The 17,330-nt window shown below is 60.0% G+C and carries 23 protein-coding genes; 14 read left to right on the top strand and 9 right to left on the bottom strand.

What is annotated here, in order from left to right; genetic code table 11:
- Positions 1–20: 20 nt before the first annotated feature.
- The gene (locus tag ACLB1Z_RS08430; RefSeq protein ID WP_409562900.1) at positions 21–404 is read left to right on the top strand and encodes a nuclear transport factor 2 family protein; all 384 of its coding nucleotides are present in this window, start codon (positions 21–23) and stop codon (positions 402–404) included.
- A 101-nt stretch (positions 405–505) separates the two neighbouring features.
- Here ACLB1Z_RS08430 and ACLB1Z_RS08425 read toward each other — a convergent pair whose 3' ends face one another.
- Positions 506–994 carry a ferritin-like domain-containing protein gene (locus ACLB1Z_RS08425; RefSeq protein ID WP_409562899.1) on the bottom strand — a complete coding sequence of 163 codons (489 nt, stop codon included), beginning with the start codon at positions 992–994 and terminating at the stop codon, positions 506–508.
- Positions 995–1,192: 198 nt separating this feature from the next.
- Between ACLB1Z_RS08425 and ACLB1Z_RS08420 the strand changes: the two genes are divergently transcribed.
- Positions 1,193–1,777, top strand: a complete 585-nt coding sequence (locus tag ACLB1Z_RS08420; RefSeq protein WP_409562898.1) for an RBBP9/YdeN family alpha/beta hydrolase — start codon at positions 1,193–1,195, stop codon at positions 1,775–1,777.
- Between the two features lie 57 nt (positions 1,778–1,834).
- Here the strand turns inward: ACLB1Z_RS08420 and ACLB1Z_RS08415 are convergent, their stop codons facing one another.
- Positions 1,835–2,161, bottom strand: a complete 327-nt coding sequence (locus tag ACLB1Z_RS08415; RefSeq protein WP_013947072.1) for a DUF1476 domain-containing protein — start codon at positions 2,159–2,161, stop codon at positions 1,835–1,837.
- Between the two features lie 386 nt (positions 2,162–2,547).
- On the opposite strand from ACLB1Z_RS08415, the gene purC reads away from it, so the two are divergent.
- The 4 genes from purC (at position 2,548) to purQ (ending at position 4,992) form a co-directional block, all read left to right on the top strand.
- A complete protein-coding gene (gene purC / locus ACLB1Z_RS08410) occupies positions 2,548–3,363 on the top strand; it encodes a phosphoribosylaminoimidazolesuccinocarboxamide synthase (RefSeq protein ID WP_013947070.1) in 816 nt (271 codons plus the stop codon).
- Between the two features lie 126 nt (positions 3,364–3,489).
- Entirely contained in the window at positions 3,490–3,729 is a 240-nt protein-coding gene (purS, locus tag ACLB1Z_RS08405; RefSeq protein WP_024275646.1) for a phosphoribosylformylglycinamidine synthase subunit PurS, read from the top strand.
- Between the two features lie 2 nt (positions 3,730–3,731).
- Positions 3,732–4,172 carry a hypothetical protein gene (locus ACLB1Z_RS08400; RefSeq protein WP_409562897.1) on the top strand — a complete coding sequence of 147 codons (441 nt, stop codon included), beginning with the start codon at positions 3,732–3,734 and terminating at the stop codon, positions 4,170–4,172.
- A 118-nt stretch (positions 4,173–4,290) separates the two neighbouring features.
- Complete coding sequence (purQ, locus tag ACLB1Z_RS08395) at positions 4,291–4,992, top strand: phosphoribosylformylglycinamidine synthase subunit PurQ (RefSeq protein ID WP_409562896.1); 702 nt, start codon at positions 4,291–4,293, stop codon at positions 4,990–4,992.
- A 269-nt stretch (positions 4,993–5,261) separates the two neighbouring features.
- On the opposite strand, the gene ACLB1Z_RS08390 is transcribed toward purQ, so the two are convergent.
- Positions 5,262–5,549 (bottom strand): hypothetical protein, encoded by a 288-nt coding sequence (locus tag ACLB1Z_RS08390; RefSeq protein ID WP_409562895.1) that lies wholly within the window; start codon positions 5,547–5,549, stop codon positions 5,262–5,264.
- A gap of 156 nt (positions 5,550–5,705) precedes the next feature.
- Positions 5,706–6,641, bottom strand: coding sequence for an AEC family transporter (locus ACLB1Z_RS08385; protein WP_409562894.1), 936 nt, complete (start codon positions 6,639–6,641; stop codon positions 5,706–5,708).
- Between the two features lie 305 nt (positions 6,642–6,946).
- On the opposite strand from ACLB1Z_RS08385, the gene ACLB1Z_RS08380 reads away from it, so the two are divergent.
- From ACLB1Z_RS08380 to ACLB1Z_RS08360, 5 genes are all read left to right on the top strand, one after another.
- Positions 6,947–7,198 (top strand): hypothetical protein, encoded by a 252-nt coding sequence (locus ACLB1Z_RS08380; RefSeq protein ID WP_409562893.1) that lies wholly within the window; start codon positions 6,947–6,949, stop codon positions 7,196–7,198.
- Positions 7,199–8,819: 1,621 nt separating this feature from the next.
- Positions 8,820–9,173, top strand: coding sequence for a DUF305 domain-containing protein (locus ACLB1Z_RS08375; protein WP_409563244.1), 354 nt, complete (start codon positions 8,820–8,822; stop codon positions 9,171–9,173).
- A gap of 265 nt (positions 9,174–9,438) precedes the next feature.
- The gene (purL, locus tag ACLB1Z_RS08370; RefSeq protein ID WP_409562892.1) at positions 9,439–11,691 is read left to right on the top strand and encodes a phosphoribosylformylglycinamidine synthase subunit PurL; all 2,253 of its coding nucleotides are present in this window, start codon (positions 9,439–9,441) and stop codon (positions 11,689–11,691) included.
- Between the two features lie 21 nt (positions 11,692–11,712).
- The gene (locus ACLB1Z_RS08365; protein ID WP_409562891.1) at positions 11,713–11,940 is read left to right on the top strand and encodes a hypothetical protein; all 228 of its coding nucleotides are present in this window, start codon (positions 11,713–11,715) and stop codon (positions 11,938–11,940) included.
- A 236-nt stretch (positions 11,941–12,176) separates the two neighbouring features.
- Complete coding sequence (locus tag ACLB1Z_RS08360) at positions 12,177–12,611, top strand: FKBP-type peptidyl-prolyl cis-trans isomerase (protein ID WP_409563243.1); 435 nt, start codon at positions 12,177–12,179, stop codon at positions 12,609–12,611.
- 2 nt (positions 12,612–12,613) lie between these two features.
- Here the strand turns inward: ACLB1Z_RS08360 and ACLB1Z_RS08355 are convergent, their stop codons facing one another.
- The 4 genes from ACLB1Z_RS08355 to ACLB1Z_RS08340 form a co-directional block, all read right to left on the bottom strand.
- Entirely contained in the window at positions 12,614–13,420 is an 807-nt protein-coding gene (locus tag ACLB1Z_RS08355; protein ID WP_409562890.1) for a glycosyltransferase family 2 protein, read from the bottom strand.
- Positions 13,421–13,559: 139 nt separating this feature from the next.
- Complete coding sequence (locus ACLB1Z_RS08350) at positions 13,560–13,859, bottom strand: hypothetical protein (protein ID WP_409562889.1); 300 nt, start codon at positions 13,857–13,859, stop codon at positions 13,560–13,562.
- A 17-nt stretch (positions 13,860–13,876) separates the two neighbouring features.
- Positions 13,877–14,092 carry a hypothetical protein gene (locus tag ACLB1Z_RS08345; RefSeq protein ID WP_409562888.1) on the bottom strand — a complete coding sequence of 72 codons (216 nt, stop codon included), beginning with the start codon at positions 14,090–14,092 and terminating at the stop codon, positions 13,877–13,879.
- A 451-nt stretch (positions 14,093–14,543) separates the two neighbouring features.
- Positions 14,544–14,837, bottom strand: a complete 294-nt coding sequence (locus ACLB1Z_RS08340) for a hypothetical protein (protein WP_409562887.1) — start codon at positions 14,835–14,837, stop codon at positions 14,544–14,546.
- Positions 14,838–15,191: 354 nt separating this feature from the next.
- Between ACLB1Z_RS08340 and ACLB1Z_RS08335 the strand changes: the two genes are divergently transcribed.
- Positions 15,192–15,992, top strand: a complete 801-nt coding sequence (locus ACLB1Z_RS08335) for a DUF2147 domain-containing protein (RefSeq protein ID WP_409562886.1) — start codon at positions 15,192–15,194, stop codon at positions 15,990–15,992.
- Between the two features lie 177 nt (positions 15,993–16,169).
- Here ACLB1Z_RS08335 and pqqA read toward each other — a convergent pair whose 3' ends face one another.
- A complete protein-coding gene (pqqA, locus tag ACLB1Z_RS08330) occupies positions 16,170–16,259 on the bottom strand; it encodes a pyrroloquinoline quinone precursor peptide PqqA (RefSeq protein WP_013947273.1) in 90 nt (29 codons plus the stop codon).
- Between the two features lie 198 nt (positions 16,260–16,457).
- Between pqqA and ACLB1Z_RS08325 the strand changes: the two genes are divergently transcribed.
- Together ACLB1Z_RS08325 and grxD are read left to right on the top strand one after the other, a co-directional pair.
- Complete coding sequence (locus ACLB1Z_RS08325; protein WP_013947050.1) at positions 16,458–16,694, top strand: BolA family protein; 237 nt, start codon at positions 16,458–16,460, stop codon at positions 16,692–16,694.
- 109 nt (positions 16,695–16,803) lie between these two features.
- Positions 16,804–17,154, top strand: coding sequence for a Grx4 family monothiol glutaredoxin (gene grxD / locus ACLB1Z_RS08320; protein WP_013947049.1), 351 nt, complete (start codon positions 16,804–16,806; stop codon positions 17,152–17,154).
- Positions 17,155–17,330 lie beyond the last annotated feature (176 nt).

Here is a 17,330-nt window from a genome sequence, read left to right as displayed (position 1 = left end):
CCGTCACGTCAGGAGCACAAATGACCGATCCCCGACAAAACAAGGCAACCGCGATTGCGTTCTATGAATTGATGTTCAACGCGTGCGAGCCGCGCGAAGCGATCGCGCGTTTTTCCGGCGCCGAATACATCCAGCACAATCCGCATGTGACTACGGGCAAGCAGGGCTTCATTGATTATTTCGAACGCATGGCGCACGAATGGCCCGGGAAGCACGTTGAGATAAAACGCGCCGTGGCTGAAGGTGATCTCGTCGTCTTGCATTGCTTCCAGCACTGGCCAGGAAGCGCCGACTACGCGGGCATCGACATCTTCCGCTTCGACGCCGACGGTAAAATCGTCGAGCACTGGGACGTGCTCCAGGTCATGCCCGAATTGTCCGCCAATTCCAACGGCATGTTTTGAACTTCGACATCAGCGCCTACGCTTTCGTCTCCGCTCGGGGAACATAAGAAAAGCCTCTCCCCGAAGAGAGAGGCTGATCCAGTACGACGTCGGAAAAGAATTTACGCCGCTTCCTTGTTGAGTTTGCTTTCGGCAAGCTTCGTCAGCTTGTCGTCGGCTGCATATTCTTCCTTCAGCGTTTTTTCGAGAATGGTTGCGAGATCTTTGTGGCCGAGCAGCTTCGCCCACGACACGAGCGTGCCATAGCGCGTGATCTCGTAATGCTCCGCCGCCTGCCCCGCCGCGATCATCGCCGCGTCGCGCGTATCGGCATCCTTGATCTCCGACATCAGCTCCTCGCCCTCCGCCAGAATACCCTTGATCGCCGGACACTCCGTCGCCTTCGGCTTGCGGCCGAGCTTCGTGAACACCTCTTCCAGACGCGTGACATGCTCTTTCGTCTCTTCGAGATGTCCCATGAAGGCTTTGGCAAGCTGCGCCGAATCCGCTGCCTTGGCCATCTTCGGCAGCGCCTTCACCAGCTTCGTTTCGGCGAAGTAAATGTCTTCGAGCGTATGATTGAATAGGTCTTCGAGGTTTTCGACTTTCATGGGGGCGTCTCCTCACGGTACGGATTATGTGTCCCCGGGCAACGTCATGCCTGCCGTCCGGTTCCCAGCGCGAGTGCCTTCCGATTGCCCGATCACGCGGAAAAAATTCCGCGCATTCCCGCTGCACCGCGGGAACCCGTTTTCGGCCTCTCCGCCACTCTTCCCTCCGGCGGCGCTCTCGGTTAATCAGAGCCGCCCATGAAAACATCAGAAATCGACATTCTCATCGTACCCGGCTGGCAGGATTCCGGCCCCGATCACTGGCAAAGCCGTTGGGAGCGCAATCTCAAGACGGCGCGACGCGTCATCCAACATGACTGGGAGAACCCGGACGTCGAAAGCTGGGGTGACAGGATCGCGAAATTCGCTGGCGGCGCCACGCAGCCGGTTGTCGTTGTTGCCCATTCCGTGGGTGTGCCGGCCGTCGTCTTTGCAGCCGACAAGCTCAGAAAGAACGGCGTCATCGGCGCCTTTCTGGTGGCGCCCGCCGACATCGATCACGCCGATTTCTGGCCCGACACCGGCGGCAAGCGCTGGCCGCCGGAAAAAGGCACGCGCGGCTTCGAGACGATGCCCGAACGGAAATTACCGTTTCCCGCGCACGTCGTCGTTGCCAACAACGATCTCTATTGCAGCTACGCCCGCGCCGAGTACCTCGCGAACAAATGGGGCGCAACCATCAGCGATGCGGGCGAAAGCGGTCACATCAACATCGCCTCCGGCCATGGCCCCTGGCCGGAAGGTCTTTTGCAGTTCGGACAATTCTTGAAAAAGCTAGGCTAGCATCCGCGCCCGGCGGCCGGCTTACGGAACGGGAGTCGCCGGGCGCAAACTAAGACTTCAACCCTTCGCCGACTCGAGATCGGAAACAGCTTTCGCCAAAGCCTCCGACATCATCGAGCGAAGCTCTGTGTCGTCGACCGCGATGCCCTTCGCCGTAAGGTCAGCCTTGACCTTGCGGAAGACATCGTCGTCGCCTTTCTCGAGAAGGTCGGCCTTGCGCACTTCTTTGACGTACGCGTCGAGCGCATCACCGGTCAGACCGAGCTTCGCGCCCGCCCATTCAGCGACGGCGCGATTGCGGCGCGCTTCCGCCTTGAAGCGCAGCTCTTCGTCGTAAGCGAATTTGTTCTCGAAGCCCTTTTCGCGCTCGTTGAAGGTCGTCATGTCCGTTTGCTCCCTGATCTCCCGAGCGCCCCGCGGCGCCTGACCCTTGGTTGTATTAACTCTATTTCCACAAGCACTACGAGCATTTCTGCTGCCCGCAAAACGCATATCTACGGCAGCGTTACCGTGCGCCCTGAGCTAAATCAACGGCTTGGCGTTTAGTCACCATAAGCACCGCTGCGGCTCATGGTCTACATTGTGTCGCCCCCCTCGTTCGGCTAGTGTCCGCCCAAGACATCCGAGCGCGAAAAAGGTTCGCCCTTCCTTTCCCGACATGAAGAAAACACGTTGGAAAATCAAGGCGTCAGCGTCAGCGTACGAACTCGTGAGAAGATCTGTATACCGCAATGAGTGAGAGCAATCTGTTGATCCTCAGAGGTCCAGGAATGAACAAGCGTCGGCGCATCTACGAGGGCAAGGCGAAGGTCCTTTACGAAGGTCCGGAGCCCGGCACCCTTATTCAACATTTCAAGGACGACGCAACGGCCTTCAATGCGAAGAAGCACGCATTGATCGAAGGCAAAGGCGTACTCAACAATCGTATCTCCGAATACATCTTCATGAAGCTCGGTGAGATCGGCGTGCCGACGCATTTCATCAAGCGCCTCAACATGCGCGAGCAGTTGATCCGCGAAGTTGAAATCGTGCCGCTCGAAGTTGTCGTGCGCAACGTTGCAGCCGGTTCGCTGGCAACGCGCCTCGGTCTCGAAGAAGGCACGCAGCTGCCGCGCTCGATCATCGAGTTCTACTTCAAAAAGGACGAATTGAACGACCCGATGGTCTCGGAAGAGCACATCACGGCGTTCGGGTGGGCGACGCCGCAGGAAATCGACGAGATCATGCAGCTCGCGCTGCGCATCAATGATTTCCTCGTCGGCCTCTTCCTCGGCATCGGCATCCGCCTCGTCGACTTCAAGGTTGAGTTCGGCCGCTTCTACGACAACGAGCAGGTGCGGATCGTTCTTGCCGACGAGATCAGTCCCGATTGCTGCCGCCTCTGGGATGCCCAGTCGGGCGACAAGCTCGACAAGGATCGCTTCCGTCGCGATCTCGGCGGCGTTCTCGAAGCCTATCAGGAAGTTGCCCGCCGCCTCGGCGTTCTGACCGAAACGCCACGTCCGCGTGGTGCAGGCCCCGTGCTTGTCGCCTCGAACGCAACGTCGAACGGCCCGGTCGCGCCCATCAACGGCAAGCCGAACTAAACACCTGTCATCCCGGACGGCCGAAAGGCCGATCCGGGAGCCACGCTCACTCAAAATGTGCGAGAGTTCATCGTCTGGGTCCCGGCTCTTCGCTACGCTCGGCCGGGATGACAATTTGGAACAACGATGAAAGCCAAAATCAAAATCACACTGAAGAACGGCGTGCTCGATCCCCAGGGCAAAGCCATCGAAGGCGCCATCAAGGGCCTCGGCATCTCCGGCGTCGGCGACGTGCGCCAGGGCAAGTATATCGAAGTCGATCTGTCCGAGACCGACCCTGCCAAGGCGAAAGCCCTCGTCGAGCAGATGTGCAAGGACCTGCTCGCCAACACGGTCATCGAAAACTACAGCTACGAAATCGGCTGACGATGCGGGCAACGCTCGGGATCGCGCTGGCCATCGCAGCGCTCGGGTCCAGCCCGGCGCTCTCTCAGCCTGCGGCCGCACCCGATCTCGATTGCCAAACGGGCTTCAAGGCGCTGCGCAACTGGTCAGCATGGCTGCCGGGCGCCAAACAGGAAGCCGCCAATCCGAATGTCGTCACGGTCGAGAACCCGGACGTCTGGCGTGTCGAAATCACCTTCACAGAACCCGGCCAGCCCGCGCACCCCGCCATCGTCCTGCGCAAGTTCGTAAAACAGGTCACCGGCGTCTGGACGGCGCAAAGCAAGGAATGCGGCTACGGCAATCAGGTCGAGTTCATGGCCCTTGTCGATGCGATGAAAGCCGAAGACACGCGGCTGACCAACGCTTCCCGCGCCGAAGTCGAAAAGCAAAAGCGTGAGCAGTCGCCGCTCGGCGGCCCTTAAGCGCCTTAAGGGCTGTGACAGCCCCGCAAGTGGACTTGCGGCCGGAGTCGCATTACTTCACTGCTGTCAATCATTGACACCTATCAGCGATCGAAATCGCCAACCGAGGCTATCCAGGATGCTCCGCGCTTCCGTCATCGTCTTTCCCGGCTCCAACTGCGACCGCGACGTCGAAACCGCGATCACGCGGGTTACGGGCTTTGCGCCGAAGATGGTCTGGCATGGCGACGCCAGCGTGCCCTCATCGGACGTCATCGTGCTGCCGGGCGGCTTCTCTTACGGCGACTACCTACGCTGCGGCGCGATGGCGGCCCACTCTCCAATCATGAAGGACGTCGTCGCGAAAGCGAACGCCGGAACGCCCGTCATCGGCATCTGCAACGGCTTCCAGATCCTGTGCGAGTCGGGCCTGCTTCCTGGCGCCCTCCTGCGCAACGCATCGTTGCACTTCATCTGCCGCGACGTGTTCCTGAAGGTCGAGAACGACACCTCGTTTTTCACCAAGTGCTACCGCGAGGGCGAAGTCATCAAGGTTCCGGTCGCGCACGGCGAGGGCAACTATTTCGCCGACAGCGAGACGCTGGACCGCCTCGAAGGCGAAGGCCGCGTCGCTTTCCGCTATTCCGATGGCGAAGGAACCGTCAGCGCCGAGACCTGCCCGAACGGCGCCCAGCGCAACATCGCCGGCATCACCAACGAAACCGGCCGCGTGCTCGGCATGATGCCCCACCCGGAGCGTCTTTACGAAAGCGCTCTCGGCGGCACCGATGGCCGCCGCGTGTTCGAAAGCATCCTGCTCTCGACCCTCGAAGCCGCGTAATTTTCTGGGTATCATGCTCGGGCTTGTCCCGAGCGTCCACCAATGCACAGAGCTAACTGATGGAGAAGCGCACTCTCCATCCCAAACGTCATCCCGGCGCAGGCCGGGATCCAGCCAAGCTGCAGCACAGAAAATTTTGGACGATGCCGCAGAGGCCGGACAAACTTGAACCGCAGACCTGCGGATTATGAGATCGCAGCTCTAACGGCGCCGACGGAACTGGTAGCCGCGCTACCTTGAGGTGGTAGCGCGGCTACCGTGCGAGCCAACTAATCGCAGACGCGGACGCGCGACCAGCGCCACCTGCCCTCATAGTCATCCCAGTAGCGGCGACCACGTTCCCAATGGCACGGACCGCCATAACCACCGCCGTAGTAATATGCTGGCGGCGGAGGCGGCGGATCGTAGTAATAGGGCCGCGCCGTCGAGCCGATGATGGCCCCGGCTGCGAGACCACCAAAAAGCCCGGCAGCAAAGTCACCACCACCGGCGTGTGCGGGAGCCACCAGCCCCGTCATCGCGACCGCGGCAACAGCCGCGCCAAAAAAGCGTTTCATGATCGAAGTTCCCCTTCGTCCCTCGAAGCGCAATTCTGATCTTCGATCAATGAACCGCGCTTGAACGGCTTGTAAGCCAGCTTCGGGGTAATTCTGTGATCCTAAACAATTTGCGAATAAGTTAAAAACTCAACGATTTCTGGCAGCGGGCGAGCTTCAGGCCGACATCGCAAGATATGCTGAAACAGTTAGAACAGAGATCAGGGTCGAAACGAGAATCACGCGCGACGTAACGGCTGCCTCGCGCGCATAAAATTCTGCGAGCATGAAAGGCCCGGTTCCCGTCGGCAGCGCAGCGAGCAAAACGACGGTTCGCGTCAGCGTCGGTGACAGATGAAAGACCATGCTCGCCAAGACCCACGCAATGATCGGATGCAGCACAAGCTTCAATCCGACGAGCATTGCGGTCGAGCGCGTTACGTCGGCTTCCTGCTCGGTCTTGGCGGCGAGGAACAAGCCGAGCGCCACCAGCGCACACGGCGACGCCGCGCCTCCGAGCATCTTCAGGAACGTTTCGACGGGCACCGGCACCGTCAATCCGCTCGCGGGAAAAAGCGCGCCGAGCGCCGGCGCCACCAGCAGCGGATTGCGCATCAACGACAGGCCGACCTTGCGCGCGAGATGCAGAGCCCGCGCCTCACTCTGCAGCCCGACCTCGATCAGCACGATCGCAATGGCGAACACCACGCAGACCGTAATGATCGACGCAATCGTCGTCGGCGCCAGCGCCTGCTGGCCGAGCACTGCAAGCGTGATCGGAAAGCCCATGTAGGCCGTATTCGCATATCCGGCATTGAGCCCATCGATCGCGGCGTCGGCCAGATGCCGCGGCGAGCGCAGACGCGCGGCAACCGTCACGGTAAAGATCAGCAGCGTGCTGATCCCGAACACTGCGATGAAGCCAGGCTGCCAGAGATCGCTCCAATGGGCGTGGCTCGTGATGTCGAACAGCAGTGCAGGCAACGCCAGATAGACGACAAACCTATTGAGCTCCGTCGTCGCGTTGGGCCCGAGCACGCCGATCCGCCGCGCGAGCCACCCGGCGAACACGAGCGCAAAAATCGGCAGCACGACAAGAAGCGTAGACAACATGAAACGCTCGCCAAGAAGGGGTAGGTCGCCATTCCTATGGTTGCGCCAGGACCTAATCCAATGCGGTTTATTGGACCTGTTCCAAGATTTCGGCGCCTAGCGCAGGCCGATTGTGATCTTTCGGTGGCATTTAAAGGCGGCCACTTGCGCCGCGTACAAGCGCACCTAGATCATTAGAGATTGCGGGGCCGGGCCCCTCTGGCATGCACCAAAATGGTGCTGCGATGTCGGACCGCATCGGGTGTGCCCGGTGCTTCGACTTTTTCACCGGACATACCTCCAACATTCCGAACCGGAGGAAAATTATGTCCCGTCGCTTCTTGGTCCTTCTCGAACGTGCCGCCCGCATTCGCGAGCTGATCGACCGAGAGCAGCAGTCGACGTCACCAAACGCCATTCGACTGATGCGCATGAAGCAGGTCTATCTGACAATCTCACGCCGGCTCAGGAGCCTGACGGAAAAACGGATCGTCGCGATGGCCTCGGCCCCTCGCCTGCACCCCGACGTGGTCTTCCGCAACGTCCGCTCCGCACCCGCACTCTCGGGCCACTGGTGAGATACCGAGCCCGTGCTCGGCGGCCGGTGCGGAACGCGTGTCGCCGAGCACCTCCGAAAAACTTCGGCCGGCTCCCCGCAGGGGAGTCGCCTGGGCTCAGCAACGGCTTTCGCAACATCCCCGTGCGCGACGGCCGGCTCGCGGAACGCGAGTCGTTGCGCACAAACAAAAAAGGGGCCCTCTGGCCCCTTTTCCGTGCAGTCAAACAGTCCGCTCGATTAGCGGCTGTTCCCGCGCCGCTGGTTTTTGCGCGTCGGCTGAGAGCCGAACGACAGCGAGTTGAACACAGCGAACACGATGGCCTTCATAGTATCACCTGTTTTGAGCTAGCCGGCGGGAGAACCCCGCCTAACTCCCGGGATTAGCCCCCGGGTCGCTTTCTTCTACAGTGTAGATAGGTGATCCGTGTGCGTTGCGCCAGGGGGGCGCCGAGCAGCTCTATCATGCGCGCCCAGCAGCGCGGCTCTGTCGCGGGGGGGTGTCGAAAAAACTCAACGATTACAGTAACTAAAGTGCGAATAAAAAAAGGGAGAGAGTTGTAACTCCCTCCCTTCGCTCGAACGACTTGCAAGCGTGGACTTGGAAGCGTCGAAGCAAACCCGCTGCCGGATTTCGCAACCGCGAAGGCGCTACTCTGCGAACGAACCCTCAATTCCTTCCGACGACCCTGAACTGCGAGTTCGCGGGCCGTCGGCATTGATCGATGTTCAAGTCCGCACTACGGCTGATGGACGTAGCGCCACGTTTCACGGAATTACATAACCATCTGAGCTGATTAGAAAAATACCCCATACCCGCAAGTCCGTGTTGCGCCTTTTGCAGCGCGAAACGGTCACAGTACGAACGGGTAGGACGGAAAGTGCCAACCTGCACCATAACTGGGCAACGGACCTTCGCCGAAGGCTGATTTGCGACGCAAAACCGTCCGCCAGCCCACAAATGCCCCGAGCCGGCAAAAACGCCGCACGATTCCACGTGACGAAATCGCTCAAGCGGCCTGACGATAACGCCGGATGTCGGCTGCCCGTCCGGGCTCACCAGCAACACTTGCCTCAGAGGCAAAAGGCTGCCCCGGCGCCGCAAAGCGTGATGCGTGCGCGATTTCGAGCGCCGACGGATGCTCCCCATGACCGCCGAGTTGGTGATACCTGGCAGCGCGCCAAACATCCGCGAACGAAACACCCGCGAGCAACGATGCGCGCCTCTCGAACTTCCCCGACGACATGAGTGTAGACCTTCTGACCCATCATATGCGCAGCTGAGGGAGATCCAGTCGCTCCCTGCACTGCCGATTTGACGAGCATATAGGATGCAGAATCTGCCAAATAAAATGGCATCTCGCCGCAATACTGAAATGCGCCGTCAGCAGCGCTGAGCCGCCGCGGCATAGGGTGCAGCCGGTTCATATCGCATTCAGAAATTTTGAAGCGATCCGCACGGAGCATTTCTCGAAGCCGGCGGCCGCGACAACACCGCGATGCGCCGCTATAGAGTGCGTCCGACTACGACAGTTATTTTATCGCCGGGCACGCCCATATTCGGCTCGACCGTCAATCCAAACGAGGAGGACACTTACCCCGTGAAAACCATTGCCGGACTGCTATGCCTCGGTTTCTTCCTCATGACGCCTGCCATGGCGGAAGACATGGACATGAAGTCCATGGATCACATGAACACGGGCGGCCAAATGAAGATGGACATGGGCACGTCCGCCGACGCTGCGCCGTCGTCCAAGGCTTTCGAGGCTGCAATGCAGAAGATGCATCAGGGTATGATGGTCGGCTACACCGGCAACGCCGATGTTGACTTTGTGAAGGGCATGATCCCGCACCACCAGGGTGCCGTCGACATGGCCAAGATTGAGCTTCAGTACGGCAAGGACCCCGAGCTTCGAAAGCTGGCAGGGGACATCATCAAAGCCCAGGAAACCGAAATCGCGTTCATGAAAACCTGGCTCGCCAAGAACGCGAAGTGAACCCTATGGCAATTGTCATACCGGCCGGGGCGTAGCGAAGAGCTGGCCCCAGGGCCATACCGAGGCCAAACATTCTAAGTCTCGGGTCGTGCTCCAGGGCTCGCAACCGCCCGCCAGCGAAGAAAGAAGCCACAAACCCGCGACTTGTGGCGGGCTCCGCGAAGCGGAGTCGCAAGGCGCCAACCAAAGGGCGACAAACCGGCCTCGACCCCATATAAGCGGTCGCAAATCAAGCGCGCCCCAAGAGATTTGCCCGAGATCCTGAATGACCGAGACGACCACCATCCGCAAGATCACCCCGCAAATCGTTGCCGAGCACGGCCTGAAGCCCGACGAATACGAGCGGCTACTGGAAATCCTCGGCCGCGAGCCGTCGATCTGTGAACTCGGCATCTTCTCGGTCATGTGGAGCGAGCACTGCTCGTACAAATCTTCCCGCGTGTGGCTGAAAACGCTGCCGACGTCCGGCCCCCAGGTCATCCAGGGACCGGGCGAGAACGCGGGCGTGGTTGACCTCGGAGACGGCGACGCCGTCGTCTTCAAGATGGAGAGCCACAACCACCCCTCCTACATCGAGCCATTCCAGGGCGCGGCGACCGGCGTCGGCGGCATCATGCGCGACGTCTTCACGATGGGCGCACGCCCCGTCGCCAACATGAACGCGCTGCGCTTCGGCGCCCCCGATCATGCCAAGACCCGCCACCTGGTTTCAGGCGTCGTCGCCGGCATCGCGCATTACGGGAACTGCACCGGCGTGCCGACCATCGGCGGCGAAACGAATTTTGACGAAGGCTACAACAACAACATCCTCGTTAACGCCATGTGCGTCGGCCTCGCGAGGACGGACAAGATTTTCTATTCCGCCGCCAAGGGCGTCGGCCTCCCCGTCGTCTATGTCGGATCGAAAACGGGCCGCGACGGCATCCACGGCGCAACGATGGCGTCGGCCGAGTTCGACGAGAAGTCCGATGAGAAACGCCCGACCGTGCAGGTCGGCGATCCTTTCACCGAAAAGCTCCTGATCGAAGCCTGCCTCGAACTGATGGCGACGGACTCGATCATCGCCATTCAGGACATGGGCGCGGCGGGCCTCACCTCATCGACCTCGGAAATGGCCGACAAGGGCGGCGTCGGCATCGAACTGAACCTCGACCTCGTGCCCCAGCGCGAAACCGGCATGACCGCTTACGAGATGATGCTCTCGGAAAGCCAGGAACGCATGCTGATGATCCTGAAGCCCGAGCGCGAGGCCGACGCGAAAGCGATCTTCGAGAAATGGGGCCTCGACTTCGCCGTCATCGGTCACACGACCGATACCCAGCGCATGATCATCAAGCACAAGGGTGAGGTCGAAGCCGATCTGCCCGTGCCGGTGCTCGCCAACTCCGCGCCGATGTACACGCGCCCGCATGTCGAGCCGAAGAAGCCCGCGAAGATTTTGCCCGAATGGGTGCCCGCGCCGAACGCAATCCTCGGCACGCTGAAGGATCTGATGGCAGGCCATCACCTCGCGTCGCGCCGCTGGATCTGGGAACAATACGATCACATGGTCATGGGCGACACCGTCGGTCGCCCCGGTGGCGACGCGGGCGTCGTGCGCGTCCACGGCACGAAGAAAGCCATTGCGGTTGCCTGCGATGTGACGCCCCGCTACGTCACCGCCGATCCGGAAGAAGGCACCAAGCAGGCCGTCGTCGAAACCTGGCGCAATCTGACCGCCGTCGGCGCCGATCCGCTCGCCATCACTGACAATATGAACTTCGCCAATCCCGAACGCCCCGAGATCATGGGGCAGTTCGTTGCAAGCTGCCGCGGCATGGCGGAAGCCTGCAACGCGCTCAGCTATCCGGTCGTCTCCGGTAACGTCTCGCTTTACAATGAGACGAACGGCGTCGGCATTCCGCCCACGCCTGCTATCGGCGGCGTCGGCCTCGTGCCCGATTCAGCGAAGCTCGCCGATCTTCGCCTCAAGAACGAAGGCAACGTGCTGATCGTCATCGGCCGGGAGGAAGGCCACCTCGGTCAGTCGCTCTATCAGCAATACGCGTCTGGGAAGTTCGAAGGCGCGCCCCCGCCGGTCAACCTCGAAGATGAGATTAAGGCCGGACGTTTGATCCGCTCGCTGATCCGCGAAGGCCGCGCACTCGCGGTGCACGACTGCGCCGACGGCGGACTGCTCGTCGCCATCGCCGAAATGGCGCTTGCGGGCGGCAAGAACGGTCTGTCGCGCGAAGCATCAGGCCTCGGCGTCGAACTGTTCGCCTATGAGGGCAAACTTCCCGCGCACGCCGTCTGGTTCGGCGAGGATCAGGGCCGCTACGTTGTCGAGGTTACGCCGCAGAAGGCCGAGGAAGTTCTGGAACGCGCGCGCCTGCTCGAATTGCCGGCCCGCATCATCGGCCGCGTCGGCGGCAACGCCATTGCGCTGAAGGGTGAAGGCGCATTGCCGCTGTCCGAACTCCGCACCGCCAACGAAGGCTTCCTGCCGAAGCTAATGCAGGGTGAGTTGGCTAGCTGACACGGTAGGAAAGTACGGACCATGGCGACCGGCGATAACCCGCAATCCCAGCAGGAACTCAGCGAAATCAAGGGCGCCCTCGACGTACTCTTTACGCTGCGCGAAGAGTTCGCAACATGGGTCGAGGAAGCCCAGGACGGCGTGCGCAAAGAAGAACTCGACAACGTCTATCAGCACGTCCTCGCCATGGAGGAAGAATACCAGCGGCGCCTCGCCGAACTGCAGAAAAAAGTCGCACCATCACCCTGAACGCCGAACGCCGAACGCCATCATTTCGGTGCAGGCATCCGTCTGAGACACGAGAGCAAAAATCACCGTCATGCCGGCGAAGGCCGGCACCCAGACAAACAGCAGCGTTTCGGATGTCGAGGCTCTGCTGGATTCCGCCCTCGCGCCGAGATGACGAAAAAACCAAAGACGAGCGCCAGCAAAAAGGGCGCCGCACCCATAGAGGAACCAACATGCGCTACGCCCGCTTCCCCACCATGATGGCCATCGCCGCAACGCTCGCTATCGTGAGCGCCATCCTTCCCAACAACCATGCAATCGCACAAACGCAAGGATCGAAAATGACCACCACACCTTCCGGCCTTCAGTACGAAGACACCGTCGTCGGCACCGGCGCGACGCCCGAGACCGGGCAGATCTGCGTCATGCACTACACCGGCTGGCTCTATGTCGACGGCAAGAAAGGCTCGAAGTTCGACTCGTCTGTCGATCGCGGCCAGCCGTTCGAATTCCCGATCGGAACCGGCCGTGTCATCAAGGGCTGGGACGAAGGCGTTGCCGGAATGAAAGTCGGCGGCAAGCGCACGCTCATCATTCCGCCGCAGCTCGGCTACGGCGCACGCGGCGCTGGCGGTGTCATCCCTCCGAACGCCACGCTGATCTTCGACGTCGAATTGCTCGGCGTGAAATAACCTTATGCGGCGGAGGTCGCCAACACCGGGGCCTCCGCCGGATATTGATGCCGGGCCACCCGCGAAACGACGCCGGAAAGGTCCGAGCAGCGCGGCCGGTGGAAGCGTTCGATGTTGGTCAGAAAGCGCTCCTGCGTGACCATATTCGGATGCTCTGATCCACGCGCCTGCCGTTCTTCCGGGCTCATCTTGGTCTTGATCTGCATCTTGCGGGAAATGCCCTTCTCGTTGAGCACTGCATAGCCGTAATAGAAGATCGCCAGATCGCCGAGCGTCGGCATCTGATACCAATGCCGCCCGCCCTCGCGCGCATACGCGACGGGGTAATTGTGGATGCTGCGGCTGGCCCGCAGTCCGAAATTCAGCTTATCGCACGGACGCGGATCCGTTTCGTAATAGCCAAAGCGCACCTGCTCGTGCAGCGGCCTGCTGTGATCGAGCGGCGCCGGATAGCCGCCCTGCGGTTGGACGAAAACATAGTTGCCGATGAAGTGCTGCGCCGGCACCGTGATTTTATCGAGCTGCGCCACGTTGCCATAGAGGAATTCGGTTACGTTCAGCGCCATCCGCCAACCGCTGCAGGTCCGCTCGTAGTCTTCCACTTCGCGGTCAATGCAGGCGCTGTCGAAGTAAGCATTCCGCGTCGGATAAATCTCCCACTCCGGACACATCTTCTTGATGATGTCTCGGCTCGCATCTGTCGAATTGTAGTCGATCATGATGCCGTGATCGAAAATCCGCCGATGGTGGGCGAGCCACCAAGGCAGCAGATATTCCTCGTTGAAGAAGTGGCAAACAACCGTCCGCATCTCAGCCCCCAAGCGAACAAGCACCGCCCGCGCTGCGGCATCCACAGCCATCAGGCGCCATGCGTTTGATCCCGGTGGAAAGATATGCTGCGATTCGATCAATCGCTGAAGCAGACAGACTGGCTCACGTTCACTTGATCTAGGCCAACGTCGTCGTCGCAAAGCCCAGCAGGCGCCGTCTCTTGTCGGCGTAGCCGCGATACTTGTAGATCAGCCCCGGCGGGACGATGAATTCGCCGTCCTTCAGGGCCGCATCGTCGAATTGACCGTTGCTGAGGCGCGGCGCAACGCCCGAATAGGCAAAACGCCGCCCGAACTCATCCAACACGAATTCCGAAAAATCGCGCCCATCGAGCCGGCCGATCACCGGACCTTCCGGTGTCGTGTTGTGAAGCACGGAATATTCCAGGATATGCGCGTGATGCCTCATCGCGTGCATGGAACAAGGCCTTCCTGCTAATAGCGAATGCCATCGAGCTGTTGCGTCGGCGCGGCGTTGGAAACGGTCTCGTCAGGTTCGCTGTTGGCAGCGATGATAATTCCGAGCGCCGCACAAGCGCCGATCAGAAGCGCAAGAATAAGCGGTCCTTCGCTTTTTTCGCGCTTCTTGGCCGGGACCGTCTGTACCGCTTGCCCGATGCGCTGTTTGGATTTGAGTAAATCGCTGGACATGGTTCTAACCGTTTCTGTGTGCGTTATCGGCACACAACAGAAACGTAAGCACCTACCCATAAAGTTTCGACGGGAGACCCGGCGCAAAGATATAGCCGTCCCATAAGGACTGCATGGCGCGACGGAAGCTTAAGGTTGTCGCAATCGGCATTCTGCTTTCTGCCGCTTCCGCTTAGCAACCTCAGGCGGTATGCGGCCGAGCCGGTTTACGTATCGCCACCTCCCCCAAAAAAATATTTCGCCCTGCGGGTGGAACATTCAAGATTGCGCGCAATCGTCATGAAACACGCCCGCGCGAAGGCAACCGGAGGTGCACATCAGCGTTTAAAATTTGAGATTACGCTCGCGAACGCGTGAAGACGTTCCCAAACAACCCCGTAAACGGGAACGACGACCGTCAGCACGCAGCTGGGGTCGTCGCTCCCATGGAAATTTGAATGTAGACCGAACGTTATTTATGAGCGCCGGCGTTCTGCTCCATTTCAGCGCCAGCAAGAGAGCCGTCATCGGGCTTGGCATTCGGCGTCGCCGTCTTGCCGGTTCTATCGCTGTTGACGCCTGGCTGGCGCTGCATCTGGGCTTCGGACAGGCTGCCGGAATTCGGCTTGGCCGTCGGCGAAGAAGTCGAACCGCCATGCGTGCCGGGAAGATCTTTCATCGCTTTAGTGGTGATATTGCCGTCCTCTGCGAGCGCAACCGAACCGGAAAGGGCCAACAGCAAAGCTGCAAAAATCGTCGTTTTCATCGTACAAGCTCCTGATCTAAAAAGTTAAAAATTGTTCAGTCCAGAGCGCGACCGGAACGCAGTACGGTGTAACGCTCGACCGCCGCATCGAGCTGCGACTGTTTCTCGCTCTTGCATGAACGGTACGTCGGGCTTTTGAGGTTCGTTTCAGGCGCTGGCGGAGAAAGTTTCAGCGAAAGTCTGGGCGAAAGTTTCCGCGGCGGACATTAAGGAATGTGAGGAGCCCACGACCGTGCCGATAGCCGTTTCGATCATTGTGTTCCGGGAGGAACTTCCGGTTCGGATGATCCAGGGCACAACGGCAGCAACATCGCTTATCCAGAGCAAACCTGATCTTACGAAAAGGATCTTGTCATGCGGATCATAAAATTGATTGCCCCTGCCGCGATCGCCCTGTCGCTGGCGCCGGCGACGTTCGTCAACGCATTTGCCGGCTCCGATCCGGTCGGCGTCTGGATGGACGACACCGGCCGCGGCGCCGTCGAGATCAAGCCGTGCGGCAACGCGCTGTGCGGCAACGTTGTTTGGGTGAAATCGTCGACGGATAATGATGGCTGCGGCAAGCAGATCATCGGCAACGTCACGCCCGCGGGCAGCGGCCACTGGGACAACGGCTGGATCTACTCGCCGGAAAAGGGCCGCAAGTACGATGTCGAGCTGACGCCGCTTTCCAACGGCAATCTCAAAGTTGTCGGCTATGCCGGCCTCAAATTCCTGTCGCGGACGATGATCTGGACGCCAGCGCCGACCGACCTTCAGCTTTGCACCGACACATCGCCGAACAATGCCGACAACAGCGGCGCGAACAACGCATCCGTCCCACCTACGATCACCCCGAACGCCAATACTTCAGGCAAGAACGCGGTGCCGTCACCAGGCGCAGGCAACGACGCCAACGCCGCTGCTCCGGCGACCAACGCAACAGCCAAGGCAAAAGAACCTTCGGCAACACCCGATCAGGGAAAGACACCGCCCAAGGAAACTGCCAAGGCTGACGAGCCGCCGCCCGCCAAAGACAGCGACGGAAGCGGCAACGACCTCGGCAAAATGAAGATCGGCGGCACGGAACTGGACAAGGTCTTCACGAAGACGAAGGACGGCAAATGCAAGCTCGACCTTCCGTGGGTGAAGGTCACGCTCGACTGCGATCGCTGATCGAAGAAAGTTCGCTTGCGCCGAGGCCTCCCCCCGTTCTCGGCGTTTCAGAGACGCTCGCTGCACCTGCAGGTGGCGAGCGTCTCACCCCTTTTGAAAGCCCCGAGAAGCCAACAAAAGAAAACGCGGCGGCAGGGTTTCTGCCACCGCGTCCGAATTCAAATCGCGTCAATCGACTTAGATGAGGTCGATCTCAGCCGGAAGGTACGACGTCACTTCGAGGCCGACTTCCTGCTCGCGAACTTCAGGCTTTGTCCAGGTCTTCATGGTGTCCTCCATTAGACTTTTAGGGAGTTTCTCACTCCACGTAACGTATGAGATAGGCCCGATCTCCGATAACGTCCAATCGCAATCACGTGAGAATTCCATAAGATTGCCTGATCGAAGGCCTTGCCGGAGCTGATCGGAAGCGCCATAGATCAGAAAACCCTCCAGATCATGATCAAAACCGGGAGTTCACCACCAATGCCGATGGCCGCGGCCGATATCGAGAAGATGATCAAAGCCCGTTTTCCCGACGCCGAAATCCACTTGAAGGATCTCGCGGGCGACAACGACCACTGGGCGGCGCACGTCGTCTCGGCGGCCTTTAAGGGCAAGAGTCGCGTCCAGCAGCATCAGATGGTCTACGACGCGCTTGGCGGCCGCATGGGTGGCGTTCTGCATGCCCTGCAGCTGACAACCGCCCTGCCGGCCGAATGACCGTCGCGCCCGCTAAAGCGCCCGATTGACTATCGGACAACTCTCGCCCACATCTCAACCTTTCACGGGTGCGCCGCTACGGCCGCCCCGGCACGATAGGAGCCCCGGAATGGCCTCTGACACCACCACCGCCAATGACGTGATTGCCAAGACGATCGCCGACAACGACGTCGTTCTGTTTATGAAGGGAACGAAGCAGTTCCCGCAGTGCGGTTTCTCCGCCACCGCCGTGAAGATCCTTGAGCACCTCGGCGTGCCGTTCAAAGATGTGAACGTGCTCGAAGACCAAGGCATCCGCGAAGGCATCAAGACGTTTTCGAACTGGCCGACGATCCCGCAGCTTTACGTCAAAGGCGAATTCGTCGGCGGTTGCGATATCATGCGCGAGATGTATTCCGCAGGCGAACTGCACGACCTCATCTGCGAAAAAGGCATCGCCCACAGCCACCACCACGGCTGAGTTTCGCAATCAGATATGAAATTCCAAGCGGGGCTGTTTCAGCTCTGCTTTTGTTTTTTACGGTCCCGACATCCTCGTCGAACGTCTCCAAAAACAAAACACACACTCCATCATGCCGGCGGAGGCCGGCACCCAGACAAGCATCGGTACAGAAACTGTTTCTGTCTGACTGGATC

The organism is Hyphomicrobium sp. MC8b (assembly GCF_905067615.1).
GTDB lineage: Bacteria > Pseudomonadota > Alphaproteobacteria > Rhizobiales > Hyphomicrobiaceae > Hyphomicrobium_B.
This window is presented reverse-complemented; position numbering and strand designations above follow the sequence as displayed.